This window comes from Phenylobacterium aquaticum (genome assembly GCF_022695515.1).
Taxonomy (GTDB): domain Bacteria; phylum Pseudomonadota; class Alphaproteobacteria; order Caulobacterales; family Caulobacteraceae; genus Phenylobacterium; species Phenylobacterium aquaticum.
In genome coordinates this window covers 13133-29611 of the sequence record NZ_JALDPT010000032.1, presented here as the reverse complement: position 1 = coordinate 29611, position 16479 = coordinate 13133, and the positions used below count along the sequence as shown (strand labels likewise).

General features: G+C 70.2%; 16 protein-coding genes. 11 read left to right on the top strand and 5 right to left on the bottom strand.

The window, feature by feature from the left end:
* Window positions 1-518: 518 nt before the first annotated feature.
* From MQH10_RS20060 to dnaQ, 5 genes are all read left to right on the top strand, one after another.
* Window positions 519-1370, top strand: coding sequence for a pyruvate, water dikinase regulatory protein (locus tag MQH10_RS20060; protein ID WP_242565758.1), 852 nt, complete (start codon window positions 519-521; stop codon window positions 1368-1370).
* On the top strand, window positions 1367-1957 hold the full coding sequence (locus tag MQH10_RS20055) for a Maf family protein (protein WP_242565757.1): 591 nt from the start codon (window positions 1367-1369) through the stop codon (window positions 1955-1957). The genes MQH10_RS20060 and MQH10_RS20055 overlap by 4 nt, the downstream gene beginning before the upstream one ends.
* The gene (gene aroE / locus MQH10_RS20050; RefSeq protein ID WP_242565756.1) at window positions 1954-2802 is read left to right on the top strand and encodes a shikimate dehydrogenase; all 849 of its coding nucleotides are present in this window, start codon (window positions 1954-1956) and stop codon (window positions 2800-2802) included. Before MQH10_RS20055 ends, aroE begins: the two co-directional genes overlap by 4 nt.
* A 3-nt stretch (window positions 2803-2805) precedes the next feature.
* The gene (gene coaE / locus MQH10_RS20045; RefSeq protein WP_242565755.1) at window positions 2806-3429 is read left to right on the top strand and encodes a dephospho-CoA kinase; all 624 of its coding nucleotides are present in this window, start codon (window positions 2806-2808) and stop codon (window positions 3427-3429) included.
* Window positions 3430-3493: 64 nt separating this feature from the next.
* Window positions 3494-4201: a DNA polymerase III subunit epsilon gene (gene dnaQ / locus MQH10_RS20040; protein WP_242565754.1), complete on the top strand. Its 708-nt coding sequence runs from the start codon at window positions 3494-3496 to the stop codon at window positions 4199-4201.
* Window positions 4202-4238: 37 nt separating this feature from the next.
* On the opposite strand, the gene secB is transcribed toward dnaQ, so the two are convergent.
* Window positions 4239-4742, bottom strand: coding sequence for a protein-export chaperone SecB (secB, locus tag MQH10_RS20035; protein ID WP_242565753.1), 504 nt, complete (start codon window positions 4740-4742; stop codon window positions 4239-4241).
* A 171-nt stretch (window positions 4743-4913) separates the two neighbouring features.
* Between secB and timA the strand changes: the two genes are divergently transcribed.
* From timA to MQH10_RS20020, 3 genes are read left to right on the top strand one after another with little or no spacing between them, the layout of a single operon-like run.
* Entirely contained in the window at window positions 4914-5528 is a 615-nt protein-coding gene (timA, locus tag MQH10_RS20030) for a TIM44-related membrane protein TimA (protein WP_242565752.1), read from the top strand.
* 5 nt (window positions 5529-5533) lie between these two features.
* Window positions 5534-6730, top strand: coding sequence for an MltA domain-containing protein (locus tag MQH10_RS20025; protein ID WP_336605136.1), 1197 nt, complete (start codon window positions 5534-5536; stop codon window positions 6728-6730).
* Window positions 6727-7248 carry a Smr/MutS family protein gene (locus tag MQH10_RS20020; protein WP_242565751.1) on the top strand — a complete coding sequence of 174 codons (522 nt, stop codon included), beginning with the start codon at window positions 6727-6729 and terminating at the stop codon, window positions 7246-7248. Before MQH10_RS20025 ends, MQH10_RS20020 begins: the two co-directional genes overlap by 4 nt.
* A gap of 32 nt (window positions 7249-7280) precedes the next feature.
* Here the strand turns inward: MQH10_RS20020 and MQH10_RS20015 are convergent, their stop codons facing one another.
* The 3 genes from MQH10_RS20015 to MQH10_RS20005 form a co-directional block, all read right to left on the bottom strand.
* Window positions 7281-8537 (bottom strand): dicarboxylate/amino acid:cation symporter, encoded by a 1257-nt coding sequence (locus MQH10_RS20015; RefSeq protein WP_242565750.1) that lies wholly within the window; start codon window positions 8535-8537, stop codon window positions 7281-7283.
* 77 nt (window positions 8538-8614) lie between these two features.
* Complete coding sequence (locus MQH10_RS20010; RefSeq protein ID WP_242565749.1) at window positions 8615-10522, bottom strand: pyrroloquinoline quinone-dependent dehydrogenase; 1908 nt, start codon at window positions 10520-10522, stop codon at window positions 8615-8617.
* 79 nt (window positions 10523-10601) lie between these two features.
* The gene (locus tag MQH10_RS20005; RefSeq protein WP_242565748.1) at window positions 10602-11522 is read right to left on the bottom strand and encodes a CPBP family intramembrane glutamic endopeptidase; all 921 of its coding nucleotides are present in this window, start codon (window positions 11520-11522) and stop codon (window positions 10602-10604) included.
* A gap of 46 nt (window positions 11523-11568) precedes the next feature.
* Between MQH10_RS20005 and MQH10_RS20000 the strand changes: the two genes are divergently transcribed.
* From MQH10_RS20000 to MQH10_RS19990, 3 genes are all read left to right on the top strand, one after another.
* Window positions 11569-12231: a hypothetical protein gene (locus MQH10_RS20000; protein WP_242565747.1), complete on the top strand. Its 663-nt coding sequence runs from the start codon at window positions 11569-11571 to the stop codon at window positions 12229-12231.
* 453 nt (window positions 12232-12684) lie between these two features.
* Complete coding sequence (locus MQH10_RS19995) at window positions 12685-14262, top strand: globin-coupled sensor protein (protein ID WP_242565746.1); 1578 nt, start codon at window positions 12685-12687, stop codon at window positions 14260-14262.
* A 135-nt stretch (window positions 14263-14397) separates the two neighbouring features.
* Complete coding sequence (locus tag MQH10_RS19990) at window positions 14398-15450, top strand: sensor histidine kinase (RefSeq protein ID WP_242565745.1); 1053 nt, start codon at window positions 14398-14400, stop codon at window positions 15448-15450.
* On the opposite strand, the gene MQH10_RS19985 is transcribed toward MQH10_RS19990, so the two are convergent.
* Entirely contained in the window at window positions 15447-16457 is a 1011-nt protein-coding gene (locus MQH10_RS19985; RefSeq protein WP_242565744.1) for a sodium:calcium antiporter, read from the bottom strand. The two genes, MQH10_RS19990 and MQH10_RS19985, sit on opposite strands and share 4 nt — an antisense overlap.
* Window positions 16458-16479 lie beyond the last annotated feature (22 nt).

Sequence of the window (16479 nt, the reverse complement as noted above, 5' to 3'; positions counted from 1 at the left end):
GCCCTCGTCCCGGAAAGCCTCTCTACCTGTCTTAAGGTTTGATTAGGTTTTTAGGAGGGGTAGCGACAGGGCCTGGGAATCGTGGGGGAAAACGCTCGCGCGGATCGGTCGGCGCCGGTCCCGTCCCCAGCCTTTCCCACGCCTGTCCGCCCTGGTGATTCACCGGCTGTGGAAAACGGGGACGACGCCCAAGCCCCTCGAAGGCCTTAACCTTTCATTAACCCCGCCGGGGGCGCCCGCGGGGCGGAACGGCGACGCTCGTTAATCCTCTCTTAACCTTTACACACCCACCCCGAAGCCTGCGGGACCTGAGGACGGCTCGTGCGCCGAAGGCCGCTTTCATCCCCGTCATTGTGCGGCGGTCGGCGAACGCGGCGCCTATCCCCAATCGCCGCGGGCTTCGCTAAGAAGATGTCGACCGTTTCGTCCCCAAGTTTATGTCTCGCCGACGGTGCGGCCTCCTGTCCCAGGGCCCGTTCCCGCCAGGGTTCCAAGACAAGGCGCGCTTCCGAGCTCCCATGACCACTAACCCCACGCGCTTCGCCACCTACTTCCATGTGCACCTGGTCTCCGACTCCACGGGCGAGACCCTCAACGCCATGGCCCGCGCGGTCTGCGCCCGGTTCGAGAACGTCCTGCCGATCGAGCACATCTACGCCCTGGTCCGTTCGCCCCGGCAGCTGGAGCGGGCGCTCACCGATATCGAGGCGGCGCCCGGCGTGGTGATCCACACCATCGTCGACGACGGCCTGCGCGCGGCGCTGGAGGACGGCTGCCGCAAGCTCGACATGGCCTGCATCGCCGCCCTCGACCCGCTGGTCTCGTCCCTGTCGCGCTATCTGGGCGCCTCGCTGAGCCGGCGGGTGGGCGTGCAGCACGCGCTCGACAACGACTATTTCAACCGGATGGACGCCCTGAACTACGCCATCGGCCATGACGACGGCCAGGGCGGGCAGGATCTCGACCAGGCCGATGTGGTGCTGGTGGGCGTGTCGCGGACCTCCAAGACCCCGACCAGCATCTATCTGGCCCACCGCGGCATCCGGGCGGCCAATGTGCCCCTGGTGCCGGGCCGGCCGATCCCGGAAAAGCTCTACACCCTGCGCCACGCCCTGATCGTCGGCCTGTCGATCTCGCCCGACCGGCTGATCCAGATTCGCAGGAACCGGCTGCTCAGTCTGAAAGAGAACCGCGAGTCGACCTATATCGACATCGAGGCGGTGCGCGACGAGATCGTCCAGGCCCGCCGGCTCTATGAGCGGATGGGCTGGCCGGTGATCGACGTGACCCGCCGCAGCGTCGAGGAGACCGCCGCCTCGGTGCTGAACCTGCTGCATGGCGGACACGGGTCTGTGGAGGTGATGGGGTGAGCGTGATCCTGGCGTCGAAGAGCGCGGCGCGGACCGCGGTGTTGAAGGGCGCCGGCGTGCCGTTCGAGACCGCGGTGTCCGGCGTCGACGAAGACAGCGTCAAGACCGCCTTGCTCGCCGAAGGCCAGGACGCCCGGGCCATCGCCGAGGCCCTGGCCGAACTCAAGGCCGTGAAAATCTCGCGAGGCCGTTCCGGCCTCGTCATCGGGGCGGACCAGACTCTGGAGTTCGAAGGCGGGCTCTATGACAAGGCCGAGACCCTGGAGGCGGCGCGCGGGCGGCTGAAGATGCTGCGCGCCAAGCCGCACCAGCTGCATTCGGCGGTGGTGGTGGCGAAGGACGGCGCGCCCATCTGGCGCGAGCTGGTGTCGGCCACGCTCACCATGCGCGACTTCTCCGACGCCTTCCTGGAGGACTATCTGGCGAATGAGGGCGAACAGGCTCTGGGGTCGGTCGGCTGCTATCGGCTGGAAGGGCCCGGCGCCCAGCTGTTCTCCAGGATCGAGGGCGACTATTTCACCATCCTCGGCCTGCCGCTGATGGGTCTGCTCGAGCTGCTGCGAAACCACGGGATCGTCGCCCGATGACGCTCAGCGGAAAGACCCGGGTCGCCGGCGTGGTCGGCCAGCCGATCGCCCACTCGATGAGCCCGGTGCTGCACAACGCCTGGATCGCCGCGACGGGGCTCGACGCCGTCTATGTGCCTTTCGCCATCGCGAACGGCCGCTTCGCGGCCTTTGTCGAAGGCTTGCGTGGCGGATCGGTGGCGGGCCTGAACGTCACCCTGCCGTTCAAGGGCGAGGCCCTGGCCGCAGCGGATGAGGCGACCGCCCGCGCGACCGCCGCCCAGGCCGCCAATGTCCTGGTGTTCCGCACTGACGGCTCGGTCCTGGCCGACAACACCGACGGCCTCGGCCTGCTGCGGGCCTTCGCCGAACAGGCCCCGGGGTTCGACCCCAAGGCCGGGGCGGTGACGATCCTGGGCGCCGGCGGCGGCGCACGGGGCGCCGCGGCGGCCTTCGCCGAGGCCGGCTGCCCCGACATCCGCATCGTCAACCGCACAAAGGCCAAGGCCCAGGCGATCGCCGACAGCCTTGGCGGCGCGATCTCGGCCTGGGGCCTCGATGAGGTCTCGGCCGCTTTCCGCGGGATCCAGGCCCTGGTCAACGCCACCTCGGCCGGCATCGCCGACGGCGCGACCCTGGACGTGCCGCTGGCCGCGACGCCGCAGGTCTGCGTGGTGATGGACATGGTCTATAAGCCACTGAAGACCCCGTTCCTGGCGGCGGCCGAGGCGGTGGGCCGGCGAACCGTCGACGGCCTCGCCATGCTGATCGGCCAGGCGGTCCCGTCCTTCGAAGCCTTCTACGGCCAGAGCCCGCCCGCGGACGTAGACGTGCGCGCCCTGGCGATCCAGACCCTGGGACTTTGAGACATGATGATCATTGGCCTGACCGGCTCCATCGGCATGGGCAAGTCGACCACCGCGGCCATGTTCCGCGAGGCGGGGATCCCGGTCTATGACGCCGACGCCGCCGTGGCCGACCTCTATGTGAAGGGCGGCGCCGCGGTCGAACCCCTGGAGGCGGCCTTTCCCGGCGTGACCCGCGACGGCGCCGTCGACCGCGAGGCCCTGCGCCAGCGCGTGCTGGGGAACGACGAGGCCATGGCCAAGCTCAATGCGGTGGTCCATCCCCTGGTGGGCAAGGACCGCATCGGCTTCTTCGAGCGCGCCAAGGCGGCGAACGCCGACATCGTCGTGCTCGACATCCCCCTGCTGTTCGAGACCGGCGGCCACGCCAATGTCGACGCCGTGGTTGTGGCGTCGGCCCCCGCCCACATGCAGCGCGAACGGGTCCTGGCCCGCGAGGGCATGACCGAGGCGCGGCTCGACGACATCCTCAAGCGCCAGACCCCCGACGCCGAGAAGCGCGCCCGCGCCCAGTTCGTCGTCGACACGAGCCAGGGCCTGGACCACGCTCGCGCCCAGGTCCGCGAGATCATCGCCGTCCTGCGCGACCCCCTTCGGCGGCCGGCGAGGGTCGTCGAGCCGAAGTGATCTAGCCTGTGCGTATCGTCGCGGGCGGCTTGAACCCCGCCCCGGATCGCGCCAAGAAAACCCCATGGCCCGAGAGATCGTCCTCGACACCGAGACCACCGGCTTCGAGCCGCACCTGGGCCACCGCCTGGTCGAACTGGCCGCGCTGGAGATCGAGGAGTTCCTGCCCACTGGGCGGAGCTTCCACGTCTATATCGACCCGGAGCGCGACATGCCGCCCGAGGCCGAGAAGGTCCACGGCCTGTCGGCGGAGTTCCTGCGGGGCAAGCCCAAGTTCGCCGCACCGGAAGTGAGCCAGGCCTTCCTGGAGTTCGTCGGCGACGCCCCGATCATCGCCCACAACGCCAGTTTCGACCGCGCCTTCGTTAATCACGAACTGGCCCAGATCGGCCTGCAGGTCCTGCCGGAAGAGCGCTGGATCGACACCCTGGCCATGGCCAAGAAGCGGTTCCCGGGGATGCACAACTCCCTGGACGCGCTCTGCAAGCGCTACAAGATCTCGCTGTCGGAACGGGAAAAGCACGGCGCCTTGATCGACGCCCGCCTGCTGGCGGCGGTCTATCTGGAGCTGAAGGGCGGCCGCGAGCGCGGGCTGGAGCTGGTCGCCGAGCAGAGCCGCAACCAGTATGTCGGCGCCCGCCGCGACAACGCCTACGCCGCCCGGCCCCGGCCGCTGGCTCCCCGCTCCACCGACGAGGAGCGTGCGCGCCATGTGAGCTTCATCCTCGAGGTGATGAAGAACGACACGCTCTGGAAGAAGCACGGGTTCTAAGGCCCTCGCCCGCGCAGCGGGCGAGGGAGAAGAGCGATCAGGCGTTGCCGAGCACCACGACGCCGTCAGATTGGGCCTTGCGGGCCGCATAGACGCCGGCGAAATCGATCGGGTCGAGCAGGAAGGGCGGGAAGCCGCCGTCCGAGGTGACGTCGGAAATGACCCGACGGGCGAAGGGGAACAGGAAGCGCGGGCACTCGATCAGCAGCACCGGCTCGAGATCCTCGGGGCTGACGCCCTCGATCTGGAACACGCCGCCATAGAGCAGCTCGATGTGGAACACCGGGCCGTCCTCGCGGGTGGCGCGGGCCGACAGCTTCAGGTCGACTTCGAAGAATCCGTCCTCGCGACCGCGGGCGTTCATCTCCACGCCCATGTCGATCTGAGGCTGGGTGGCCCCGGCGCGCAACGCTTCGGGCGCCCGCGGGTTCTCAAAGGAGAGGTCGCGGATGAACTGGGCCAGGACGCGAATGCCCGGCTCGGCCGGAGCCTGGCCGTTCCCACCACCGTTTGCGGCCGCCGCCGGGTCGATATCGCTCATCTGAAAGGAAAATCCGTCTGATCTGAGCGTCTGTTCACGCCCTGTTTGTGGGCGGGGCTGCTATCATGGCGACCCCGTCTATGCAATCTCGCCTCCGGTCCGCGCGACCTTACGCGACAGCCCCGACGTTCTATATTAATCCCACGTCTCCCTGCGAGCCCCGATAGTCGATTGCAAGTCCTCCAACTGATCATCTTCGCCGGTCTCGCCGCTGTGGTGCTGTTCCAGCTCTATTCCGTGCTGGGGCGCCGTGTCGGCCGCCAGCCCGAGGACGCCGCCGCCGAGGCCGTGGCGCCGGCTGGCCGCGTGCCCGATCGCCCCGCCGAGGATCCGGCCCAGGGCGGGGTCACCCTGTCGGGCCTGGCCGCCGTGAAGAGCCGCGATCCCGGCTTCGACCTGCCGCACTTCCTGCAGGGCTCGCGCCAGGCCTATGAGACCATCGTCCGCGGCTTCGCCGCCGGGGACCGCGCCGTGCTCAAGCCGCTGCTGGCGCCGGTGGTGATGGACGCCTTCGAGGCCGCCATCGCCCAGCGCGAGACCGAGGGGCGGACCGAGAGCGTCGAATTCACCCACAGCCCGCGGGCCGATCTGGAGAAGGCCGACATGGTCGGCGACCTCGCCCAGCTCACCGTGCGCTTCCTGGCCGAGTTCCGCAGCCGCGGCAAAGGCCCGGAAGGCGAAAGCGTCGAGGATCGCCGCACGGCTGAGCTCTGGACCTTCGAACGCAATCTGAAGAGCCGCGACCCCAACTGGATCCTGATCCGCGTCGACGCCGCCGAGGCGTGAGGCCGGTGATCCCGTCGCTCAATCCCTCTCTCTCCCGGGGGAAGGGAAGGTCGTTCGCCGCCGCCCTGGGCCTGGCCCTGTTCCTCGCCGCCTGCGCCACCGCGCCGCCGCCCAAGGTCACGCCGGGTCCGCCGCCGGGGTCGACCCCCGCGCCCGCCCCGGTCGAGCAGGTCCAGCCCGAGACCTTCGCCGATCTGCCCGGGTGGGACGCGGAGGACCACGCCGCGGCCTTCACGGCCTATCGCTCGGTCTGCGGCGCGGCCAAGGATCCGATCGCCAAGGCGATCTGCCGCCGGGCCCGGTCGGTGGAGAGCTTGGCCGAACCTGAGGCCCGCGCCTTCTTCGAGGACAGTTTCCGCCCCGAGCGCATCGTCGGCGAAGGCGTCATGACCGCCTATTTCGCCCCGGAATATCCGGCCCGCAAAGCCCCCGACGCCGAGTTCTCGGCGCCGCTCCGGCCCCGGCCCGCCGACCTGGTGCTGGGCGGACCCGCCGGCAAGGACCCGATGCAGCGCCAGGCCGACGGGTCGCTCGGCCCCTATCCGGACCGGGCCTGGATCGAGACCGAGGGTCCGCCGGACGCGCTCGCCTGGATGCGGCCCGAGGACCTGTTCTTCCTGCAGATCCAGGGCTCGGGCGTGCTGACCTATGAGGACGGCTCGCGGATCAAGGCCCTGTTCTCCGCCACCAACGGCCGACCCTTCGTGGGCGTCGCCAATCTGATGCGTGACAAGGGCCTGCTCGCCCCGGACAATATCTCCGGCGAATCCATCCGGTCCTGGCTGGCGGCGCACCGCGGCCCAGAGGCCGATGCGGTGATGCGGCTCAATCCGCGCTTCGCCTTCTTCCGCCTGGCGCCCGACGACGGCCAGCCGCCGATCGGCGCCGCGGGCGTGCCCCTGCCGGCCGGTCGCGCCATCGCGGTCGACGCCAGCCGACACGCCATGGGCGAGCTCTTCTATGTCGACGCCACCGCCCCCATGCTGACCGGCGCCTTCCCGACCTATCGCCGGCTGGTCACGGCGCTCGACGTCGGCGGGGCGATCAAGGGCGATATCCGCGCCGACCTCTATCTGGGCCAGGGCCCCGTGGCGGGAACCGAGGCCGGCCGCGTGCGCCATGTGCTGCGGATGCACCGCCTGGTCCCCAAGCCCGGCGACGACCCGATCGGGACGGTGCTGGGCCAGGGCGCGCCCAAGTGAAACGGCCGATCCGGGCCGAGGAGCTCAGGCTCTGGACCATGGTCGCCCAGACCGTTCACCCCCTGCCTGGCCGGGCCCTGCCGCGCGACGCCGCCGATCCGCCCGCGCCCCCCATCGATCCCCAGGCGCCGGCCGCGCGCATCCCGCCGCCGGAACGCCCCGCCCCGCGCAAGGGCCGGACCCCGCCGCTCGATCCCATCGAACCCGGCCGCAAACACCGCATCGCCAAGGAGCGGGAGGAGATCGGCGCCCGCATCGACCTGCACGGCCTGACCCAGGACCGCGCCCGCGCCGCCCTGGAGGGCTTCATCCGCCGCAACTGGGACGAGGGCCATCGCGCCGTGCTGGTGATCACTGGCAAGGGCCTGCGCGGCGACGGGATCCTGCGGCGCGCCACCCCCGAATGGCTGGCGGCGCCGGCCCTGCGCGAGATGGTGGCCGGGGTGTCCGAGGCCCACCGCCACCACGGCGGCGGCGGCGCGCTCTATGTGGCGCTGAAGCGCCGCCCCCGCCCTTAATCCCCCGCCCCGCTTTGCGGGGAGAGGAGAAGTCAGGCCGGCTCCGTGTCCGCCACGCCGCCCTTGCCCCAGCGGTTGGCCCAGGCGGTGACGCCGACATGGGCGGTCACATTGCCCACAGTGCGCGAGAAGTCCGGCAGGGTCTCGACCGCCAGCAGCAGGGGCAGCAGGTCCATGGGCAGGCCCATGGCCATGGAGATCGGCACCAGGGTGGTGAAGAAGGTGACCGAGCTGGCCACCCCCACGGTCGCCAGGCTGACCAGGCAGGCCACCACCACCCCAATGGCCAGCCGGCCGGGATCGAGATGGATGCCGTAGATGTGGGCGACATAGATGGCGACGGCCAGGTTGCCGGGCGGGCTGGTCAGGCGGAACACCGCCACGGCCATGGGCATGACCACGCCGCGCACCCGCTGGGTGACGCCGATCTGCTCGGTCGCCTCCAGCATCACCGGCAGGCAGGCGAGCGAGGATTGGGTCGAGATGGCCATGGCCTCCACCGGGATCAGGGCCGAGATCAGCCGCCCGAAGGGCACGCGCCCGCCGATCACGGCCATGACCAGGCCGAAAGCCCCGGCCATCAGGCACATCAGGCTGACGATCACCACATAGTGGCCGAGCACGCCCACCGCGCCGAATCCGGTCTGGGCGCCGACCACCAGGGCCAGGAAGAAGACGCCGACCGGGGCGGCGAACAGCACCCAGTCGACGATCACCATCATGGTCGCCTGGACCGCGTCGAACAGGGCGAAGAGATGGGCCCGGCGGGGTTCGCTGATCCGGCTGGCGGCGAGCCCGAAGGTCAGGGCGAAGACGCAGATCGAGGCGATGGCCCCGTCCGCGGCGGCCTTGATCGGATTGGCCGGCACGAAGGACTTCAGCCAGTCGGCGAGGGGCGGGACCGGCGGGATGCCGGCGGCCGCGCCCTGGGCGGCGCGACGCAGGCCCTCCGCCGCCTGGGACGGAGCAGGCCAGAGATTGAGCAGGGCCGGGGCGACGAAGGCGGTGAGCGTCGTGGCGGTGAGCAGCACGATCGCGAAGGTGACCAGGGCGCGGGCCGCCAGTCCCCCGGTCTGGACCGTGCCCGCCGCCTGGGCCACCCCCACCACCAGCAAGGAGAAGACCAGCGGAATGATGGTCATCCGCAGGGCGTCGAGCCAGACCCCGCCCAAAGCGCTGGCGTAGCCGACAAGCTGGGCCTGGAAGGCGGGATGGGCGGCGCCGAGGGCGCCCCCCAGGGCGAGGCCGAGCAGCAGGCCGGCCAGGATGCGGGTCGTGAGCGAATTCATGCGCCCTAGACTTAGGGCCAAGATCGATCCTGACCAGCGTAACTTTGTGACCCAGCGCCCCGCGACGCCGATGGCGACTATTGCGGCAGGGCGAAAGCCACGACCTGGTCGCCCGGCTTGGTCTGCGACTTGGCGTGGCCGCCGGCGGCGATGACCACATATTGCCGGCCCTTCCAGACATAGGTCATGGGCGTCGCCTGGCCCCCGGCCGGCAGCCGGCCCTTCCACAGCTCCTTGCCGGTGCGGGCCTCGAAGGCGCGCAGGTAATTGTCCATGGCCGCCCCGATGAACACCAGCCCGCCGGCGGTGACGATGGGGCCGCCGAAATTGGGCGTGCCCGACCCCTTCAGCAGCAGTTGGGAGCCGGGGGCCAGGTCGCGGGTGGTCCCCAGCGGGACCCGCCACAGCACCTTGCCCTCGTGCAGGTCGACGGCCGACAGCTCGCCCCAGGGCGGCGGGTTGCAGGGCAGGCCGATGGGCGAGCGCAGGAGTTCGCGCTTCATGCCGAAGGCCGCCCCCGCGTTGGGGCTGACCTCCAGGTCGGGATGGGCGGCGCGCTCGGCGGCGAAGCGGTCGCGGGGGATCAGGGTCACCTTGTGGATCGCGCTGGAGGTGTTGACGAAGACCAGGTCGAGGCCGGGATCGAAGGCGATCCCGCCCCAGTTCGAGCCGCCGCCGGTGAAGGGATAGAGGATCGTGCCCTCGACGCTCGGCGGGGTGTAGAGCCCCTCATTGCGGGCGCCCTTGATCTGATCGGCGCAGGCCTGGCGCTCCCACGGCGTGACGCCGAAGGCGTCGGCCGCCTTGATCCGGTTGGGGGCGAGAGGCGCGGGCGCGATGGGGAAGGGCTGGGTCGGCGACAGCTGCTCGCCGATCGCGCCGCCCTGGGGCACGGGCCGTTCCTCCACCGGAATGATCGGCCGGCCGGTCTCGCGGTCGAGGGTGAAGATCAGGCCCTGCTTGGTGGTCTGGATCACCGCCGGCGCCGTGCGACCCTTGTAGGTGACGGTCGCGAGCGTCGGCTGGGCCGGGACGTCATAGTCCCAGACATCGTGGTGGGTGGTCTGGAACGCCCAGGCGAGCTCACCCGTGGCGGCGCGCAGGGCGACGACCGAATTGGCGTGGCCGTCATTCCCCGGCCGGGCCGCGCCATAGAAGTCGGGGCTGGGGCTCGACGTCGGCAGGAAGACCAGGCCGCGGGCTTCGTCCACCGACATCGGCGCCCAGACATTTGCCGCGCCCGCATGGACCTTGGGACCGGCGCCGGCCAGGGGGTCGAAGCTCCAGCGCGGCGCGCCGGTCACCGCGTCGAAGGCGTGGACAGCGCCCGAGGTCTCGACCTGGCGCTGATTGTCGTCGATCGAGGAACCGGTGATCACCACGCCTCCGACCACCACCGGCGGGGAGGTGATCTGGGCGCTGCCGGGCCGCGACAGGCTGACGCCCGGCATGGCGTCGACAAAGCCCTGGGCGCCGAAGCCGGCGCAGGGCTTGCCGGTCGCGGCGTCCAGGGCGAACAGGCGCCGGTCATTGGTCGCCATGAAGATCCGCTCGGCGCAGGGCGCGTCCGGCGCCCTGGCCGGGTCGCGCCACCAGGTCAGGCCGCGGCAATTGTAGCTGTTGGGATAGTTGAGGGTCGGATCGATCCTGGGATCGAACCCCCAGAGCCGGCGACCGGTCCCCGGGTCGAGGGCGAAGGCGGCGTTGAACGGCGAACAGAGATAGAGCCGCCCCCCAGCCAGGATCGGGGTGACCTCGAAGGCGGCGCGCTTGATCGCCTTGCCGCGCAGGGCGAGCTCGCCGGTGGAGAAGCTCCAGGCGGGCTTCAGCCGGGCGACATTGGCGACATTGATCTGGGCGGCCCGGGAATAGCGGGTTCCGCCCGTGTCGCCGCCATAGTGGGCCCAGCCCGGAGGCTCGGTGGCGACGGCGGGCGAGGCGGCGATCAGGGCGGCGGCGGCGAGGGGAGCGAGGCGCTGGGTCATGGGCCCAGGACAGCCGCCCTTTCCGGTCCTGAACAGCCGATTGGGACGAGCGGCGGACCGGGCGGGACGAACGGCGGGGCTAGGCGGTGGCGGCCAGGGCGCGGCGGGCGGCGCGGCGGCGGATCAGCTCGGCGCAGACCGCCAGATAGACCGCCATCAGGGTCTCGGTCGCCACGCCGAGGGCGTCGCCCGGATCGGCGCTGGCCCCTGGCAGCATGGGCGCCCCGAACAGGGCGATCATCAGATTGTTGGCCAGGTGCGCGCCGATGGCGAACTCCAGCCCGCCCAGCCGCAGGGCCGTCCAGGCGAAGGCGGCGCCGATGATGGTGCGGGCCGCCAGCGCCCAGGGGCTGAACTCCAGATGGATCAGGGCGAACAGCACCCCGGAGATCCACAGGGCGGCATAGGGGCGCCGGGTCAGGGCTGCCGCCTGCTGCAGGACATAGCCGCGGAACACCGCCTCCTCCGCCCAGGCGGCGAGCAGGAAGCCCGCGGCGTTGGCGAGCACATAGACCAGGCGGCGCAGGATCGGCTCGGCGGACTCGAAGATCGGCGCCCCGTCGACCAGGGATCCGCCCTTGAACACCCCGACCGCCTGGGACACCAGGGCGACCCCGACAAAGGCCAGGCCAAACCCCTGGGCCAGCTGCAGCCAGCGAAAGCGCGCGGCGGCGGTGATCCAGCTGCGGATCGGGCGGGCGAAGATCCAGCGGGCGGCGACCAGGGCGCCCAGGGCCGCGGCGGCGAGCGCCAGGCTGAGCTCCAGGACATAGAGCGCCGCGCGGATCAGGGTCGGCTCGTGAAAGCTCGTGGACTGGGAGTTCAGGTCGATCCCGACCTTCAGCAGGCCCTCCATCACCACGAAAGTCGCGATGAGGCCGAAGATGAAGGACAGGGCCAGTCCGCCGCTGACCATGGCGGCGACACGCGACCAGGAGCGGTCGCGCGGCCCGATGGCGGCGAGGAAGGGGGTTTCGCCCAGGTCTGGAAGCGGGATCATCGCCGCGGAGGTTAGCCTGCGCCGATCGGTCCGGCTATGCTTGGACATGCGCCGCACATCGCCACGCCCCGCCCTGCTCTTCCTCGCCGCCGGCCTGCTCTGCGCCGGGGCGCCCGCCCATGCCGAAGACCCGCCGGTCCGCCAGCCCGACCGCGGGGTGATGCAGCAGAAGGACAGCTTCCGCGACGCGGCCCTGGCGCCGCTCGAGGACCTGAACCTCAAGCAGAAGGGCATTCCAGACGTGCTGGTCCGGGCCAGCGCCGATCCCTACGACCTGGAGGGGCTGAAGCGGTGCGAGGGCCTGGCTGAGGAGATCGGGCGCCTCGACGGGGCGCTGGGGCCGGATCTGGACGAGGCGCCGCCGCCGGACCATCGCACCAAGCTCCAGAAGGCTGGCGGCGCGATCAAGGACGCGGGTGTCTCGGAGGTCCGCAGCGAGACCCGCAGCGTCCTGCCGTTCCGCGGCTGGATCCGCAAGCTGACCGGCGCCGACCGCCACGACAAGAAGGTCGCCGCCGCCGTGCGCGCCGGGGAGATTCGCCGCGGCTATCTGAAGGGGGTCGGCATGCGCATGAACTGTGCGCCGCCGGCCGCGCCGTCCTGGTTTGTCCCCGAGCCGCCCAAGTCGCCGGTCGCCGAGGCGCGGGGCGTTCTGGAGACCCTATGGCTCAAGATTCTGGCCTGGTTCCACAGCTGGTGGCCCTTCTAGGGCCCGGTCTGCGACAGTCGGTCACAACCCGTCGGTGCATTCAAGACAAAACCCCCGGCGCATGCCCCGCCGGGCAGACCCTCGCGCGAACTATCCCCCAAACTGGGGGAAAGGCGGAGAGACGAAAAGTTGAATTACGCACAACGGTTCAGATTGAGCCGCTTAAACCTAACGTCTCATTGTGATAGTGCAGTATAATCGTCGACTTAGAACCTGGGGCTCGGATTTGATCACGCGTTAAGCTTAACATACCAGATGTATCACTTGCGAATTCGGACGCCATAGACCTATTATCGATTGATCCGCGTCAAAAATCCAAGTCAAGGGGGGCCCGATTATCCGGTCGGGCGGGCTCAAACCCAGCCGATTAGAGTCTCGTTAACTTCAAAATCCTATCCCGAAAGCGCACGCTAAGAGCCCGTAAGGGCCGGATTTCGACTTTCGAGGACACCTATGGATACGGACCAGTCGCTATCTCAACGCCTCGACTTCATCGGCCTGGGCCCCGCTGAGCAGGACCGGCTGCGGAAGCTGAAGCCTCTGGTTGAGCGCTCTGTCGGTCCGGCCCTCGACGTGTTCTACGCCAAGGTTCGCCAGGTTCCGCAGATGCGGGCGATGTTCCGCGACGACGCGAACATGGACCACGCCAAGAGCAAGCAGGCCGAACACTGGCAGGTGATCACCCGCGGCGAATATGGCGACGACTATGTGAAGGGGGTGCGCGCGATCGGCGCCACCCACGCCCGCCTGGGCCTGGAGCCCCGCTGGTACATCGGCGGCTACGCCCGGGTGACCGAGCAGTTCATCCACGCCCTGATCGAGGATCGCTGGCCCAAAGCGATCATGGGCGGCAAGTCCGGCGCGAAGGCCGCCGCCGAGGACATGGGCGTGATGGTCAAGGCCGCCATGCTAGACATGGACCTGGCGATCACCATCTATCTCGACGTGCTGGAGCAGAAGCGCCAGGCCGCCGAGGCCGAGCGCCAGATCGCCCAGGACCACCAGAACGAGGCCATGGACGCCCTGGCCGCCGCGCTCGACCGGCTCGCCGCCGGCGACCTGACGGTGAGCTTCGACGCTCCCGTCGCGCCGGAATTCGACAAGCTGAAGAGCGATTTCAATCGCACCGTGGCCCGGCTGGCCGAGGCCATGACCGGGGTGGCGGAAGCCGCCGCCGGCATCCAGGTCGGCGCCGATGAGATCTCCCAGGCCTCCGACGACCTGTCGCACCGCACCGAACACCAGGCGGCCAGCCTGGAGGAGACGACCGCCGCCCTGAGCGAACTGACGGGCAGCGTCAAGCGCATGGCCGGCGACGCCAAGCAGGCCTCGACTGTGGCCACCCGCGCCCGCCAGGACGCCGACCAGTCCCACACGGTGGTCGGCGAGACGGTGGTGGCGATGAGCGCCATCGAGGAGAACTCCAAGCAGATCGGCTCCATCATCGGCGTCATCGACGAGATCGCCTTCCAGACCAACCTCCTGGCCCTCAACGCCGGGGTCGAGGCGGCCCGCGCCGGCGAGGCCGGAAAGGGCTTCGCGGTCGTCGCTTCGGAAGTCCGGGCTCTGGCCCAGCGCTCGGCCGACGCGGCCAAGGACATCAAGGGCCTGATCAGTTCGGCCACGACCCAGGTCAATACCGGCGTCCAGCTGGTGGGCCAGACCGGCGAGGCCCTGCAGCGGATCACCGCCAGCGTGGTCGAGATCGACCAGCTGATCGCCGACATCGCCCGCACCGCCAGCGAACAGTCCGGCGGCCTCGGCGAGGTCAATGTCGCCATCAGCCAGATGGACCAGGTCACCCAGCAGAACGCGGCCATGGTCGAGGAGGCGACGGCCGCCACCCACTCTCTGCGCGCCGAGACCGACCGCTTGGCCGAGCTGGTGGCCAGCTTCAAGCTCGCGGCCCGCGCCTGGACCCCGCCGGCGCGCGCCATCGGCGCCGCCCGCAAGCCCGCCCGCGCCGCCGCCCGGCCCCAGACCCAGGGCGCTCTGGCCCTGAAGCCCGCCTCGGACTGGCAGGACTTCTAGGGTCCAGGGCGACGGTCGAAACCGCGCCGCCTCGGGGCGACGACGTGCTATAGACCCCGTGGCCTTCCGGCCTGACCGGCCGGAGCGCCTGCGACCTGGGCCCGCTGTTCGCGCCTGGTCGACGGAACCGCCGCCATGGACGTCATCGCCGGCCGACCTGAAGCGGCCGAGACCCTGGCCCGCGCCCTGATCGACACCGCCCTGCTGCCGCTGCTGCTGTTCGACGGCGACCTGCGGATCCTGCGCGCCTCGCCGGCCTTCTGCGAGGCCTTCGGCATGACCGCCGACGCGGTGGCCGGCTGTAATCTGGCCAGCCTGGGCGCCGGGGAATGGAACCTGCCCGACCTGCGGCGCCTGCTGACCGAGGCGCGCGGTGCGGTCGCGGCCAGCCCCGGCTGCGAGGTCGATCTCGTCCGCGAGGGCCTCGCCCCGCGACGCCTGGCCCTGAACGCCGGCAATGTCATACCCGGCGACGGCCCCCAGGCCCGCGTGCTGCTCACCATCCACGACGTGACCGACGCCCGGCGCATCGAGACCGCCAACATCACCCTGCTGCTGGAGAAGGACGAGCTCCTGAAGGAGCGCGAGATCCTGCTCCTGGAGATGCAGCACCGCATCGCCAACAGCCTGCAGATCATCGCCAGCATCCTGATGCTCAAGGCCCGGTCGGTGACCTCCGAGGAAAGCCGCCAGCATCTGCGCGACGCCCATGACCGCGTGCTGTCGGTCGCCGCCGTGCAGCAACACCTGCAGTCCAGGCTGGGCGCGGTGGAGGTCGGCGACTATCTGGACAAGCTCTGCGACAGCCTGGGCGCCTCGATGATCACCCAGGGGCGGGATCTCACCCTGCGGGTGACCGCCGATCCGGCGACCGTCAGCTCGCAGGAGGCGGTCAGCCTGGGTCTGATCGTCACCGAACTGGTCATCAACGCCCTGAAGCACGCCTATCCCAACGGCCGGTGCGGCTGCATCGAGGTCGGCTACCAGGCGGGGGCCGAGGGCGGCTGGACCCTGTCGGTCGCCGATGACGGCGTGGGTCGACCCGCGGCCGGGGCGCCGGTGCGGGTTGGGCTGGGCTCCAGCGTGATCCAGGCCCTCGCTCAACAGCTCGACGCCGAGGTGGTCCTGTCCGACCTGGACCCCGGCTATCGCGTCGCCGTGACCCAGGCCGGAACGCCGGCCGCCTAGAGCCGCAGCGCCATCAGCAGGCCAGCGAACACCGCATAGAACAGGCCCATGCTGGCCAGGAACCCGCGCGAGATCACCCCGCGGCGGAACGAGACGAACATCACCGCCACGGCGATCGCCGTAAGACCGCCGGCCAGGATCAGCGACCGGTCGAGCAGCCAGGGCGTGAAGAAGATGCCGAAGGCCGTGGGCACCGTGGCCTGGATCATCATGGCCCCGCTGATATTGGCGAGCGCCAGGCGGTGCTTGCCCTGTCGCACCCAGATGATGGCGTTCATGGTCTCCGGCAGTTCGGTGGCGATGGGGCTGAGCAGCAGGGCCAGCAGCTGGGGCTTGATCCCGAGCGCCGGGCCCAGCGCATCCAGCTGGCCGACGAACAGCCGTGAGGCGAAGAAGATCACCACCAGGGCGCAGAGCGTCTGGACCAGGCTGAGCACGAGCGACGGATCGCCGGGCGCCTTGCGGGCCAGGATCAGGGGCTCGAGCTCTTCCTCCTCCTCGCCGCTCTCGTCGCGCCGCATCTCCTGCCAGAAATAGAGGGCGTAGGCGGCGAGGAAGGCGATCCCCAGCCAGGGCTTGAAGCTGAAGGCGACCAGGCCGACCGTGAGCTTGACCAGGAAGATCGCCAGGAACCAGCCCTGGTCGCGGGCCAGGCGCTGGAAGTCGCGCTTCACCTCGGCGGTGCGCTTCAGATGCTGGTGGGCGAAGATCAGGGTCAGGCCGACCGTGGCGTAGGCGATGGTGGACAGCACCAGGGGGCCGCCGAGCGCGGCGCCCACCCCCAGCTCGCGCTGGGCGTCGCTCTTGCCAAAGGCCACGGCGACGAAGGTGATGACGCTCTCCGGCAGGGCCGTGCCGAAGGCCGCCAGGATGGTGCCGGTCGCCGTGGCGCCGACGGAGAGCTTGCGCCCCACCCATTCCACCCCGTTCACGAAGAACTCGCAGGCGAAATAGATGACGGCGGCGGCGCCCAGGAGGAGCGCGATATTGAGGATCAGGGGAGACATGGGCGTGGTCGATTCGGTCCCG

What these genes read in the sequence shown, in the direction of transcription:
- MQH10_RS20060 (WP_242565758.1), top strand. Translation starts at nt 519, where the DNA reads ATGACCACTAACCCCACGCGCTTCGCCACCTACTTCCATGTGCACCTG.
- aroE (WP_242565756.1), top strand. Translation starts at nt 1,954, where the DNA reads ATGACGCTCAGCGGAAAGACCCGGGTCGCCGGCGTGGTCGGCCAGCCG.
- coaE (WP_242565755.1), top strand. Translation starts at nt 2,806, where the DNA reads ATGATGATCATTGGCCTGACCGGCTCCATCGGCATGGGCAAGTCGACC.
- dnaQ (WP_242565754.1), top strand. Translation starts at nt 3,494, where the DNA reads ATGGCCCGAGAGATCGTCCTCGACACCGAGACCACCGGCTTCGAGCCG.
- secB (WP_242565753.1), bottom strand. Translation starts at nt 4,742, where the DNA reads ATGAGCGATATCGACCCGGCGGCGGCCGCAAACGGTGGTGGGAACGGC.
- MQH10_RS20015 (WP_242565750.1), bottom strand. Translation starts at nt 8,537, where the DNA reads ATGAATTCGCTCACGACCCGCATCCTGGCCGGCCTGCTGCTCGGCCTC.
- MQH10_RS20010 (WP_242565749.1), bottom strand. Translation starts at nt 10,522, where the DNA reads ATGACCCAGCGCCTCGCTCCCCTCGCCGCCGCCGCCCTGATCGCCGCC.
- MQH10_RS20005 (WP_242565748.1), bottom strand. Translation starts at nt 11,522, where the DNA reads ATGATCCCGCTTCCAGACCTGGGCGAAACCCCCTTCCTCGCCGCCATC.
- MQH10_RS20000 (WP_242565747.1), top strand. Translation starts at nt 11,569, where the DNA reads ATGCGCCGCACATCGCCACGCCCCGCCCTGCTCTTCCTCGCCGCCGGC.
- MQH10_RS19995 (WP_242565746.1), top strand. Translation starts at nt 12,685, where the DNA reads ATGGATACGGACCAGTCGCTATCTCAACGCCTCGACTTCATCGGCCTG.
- MQH10_RS19990 (WP_242565745.1), top strand. Translation starts at nt 14,398, where the DNA reads ATGGACGTCATCGCCGGCCGACCTGAAGCGGCCGAGACCCTGGCCCGC.
- MQH10_RS19985 (WP_242565744.1), bottom strand. Translation starts at nt 16,457, where the DNA reads ATGTCTCCCCTGATCCTCAATATCGCGCTCCTCCTGGGCGCCGCCGCC.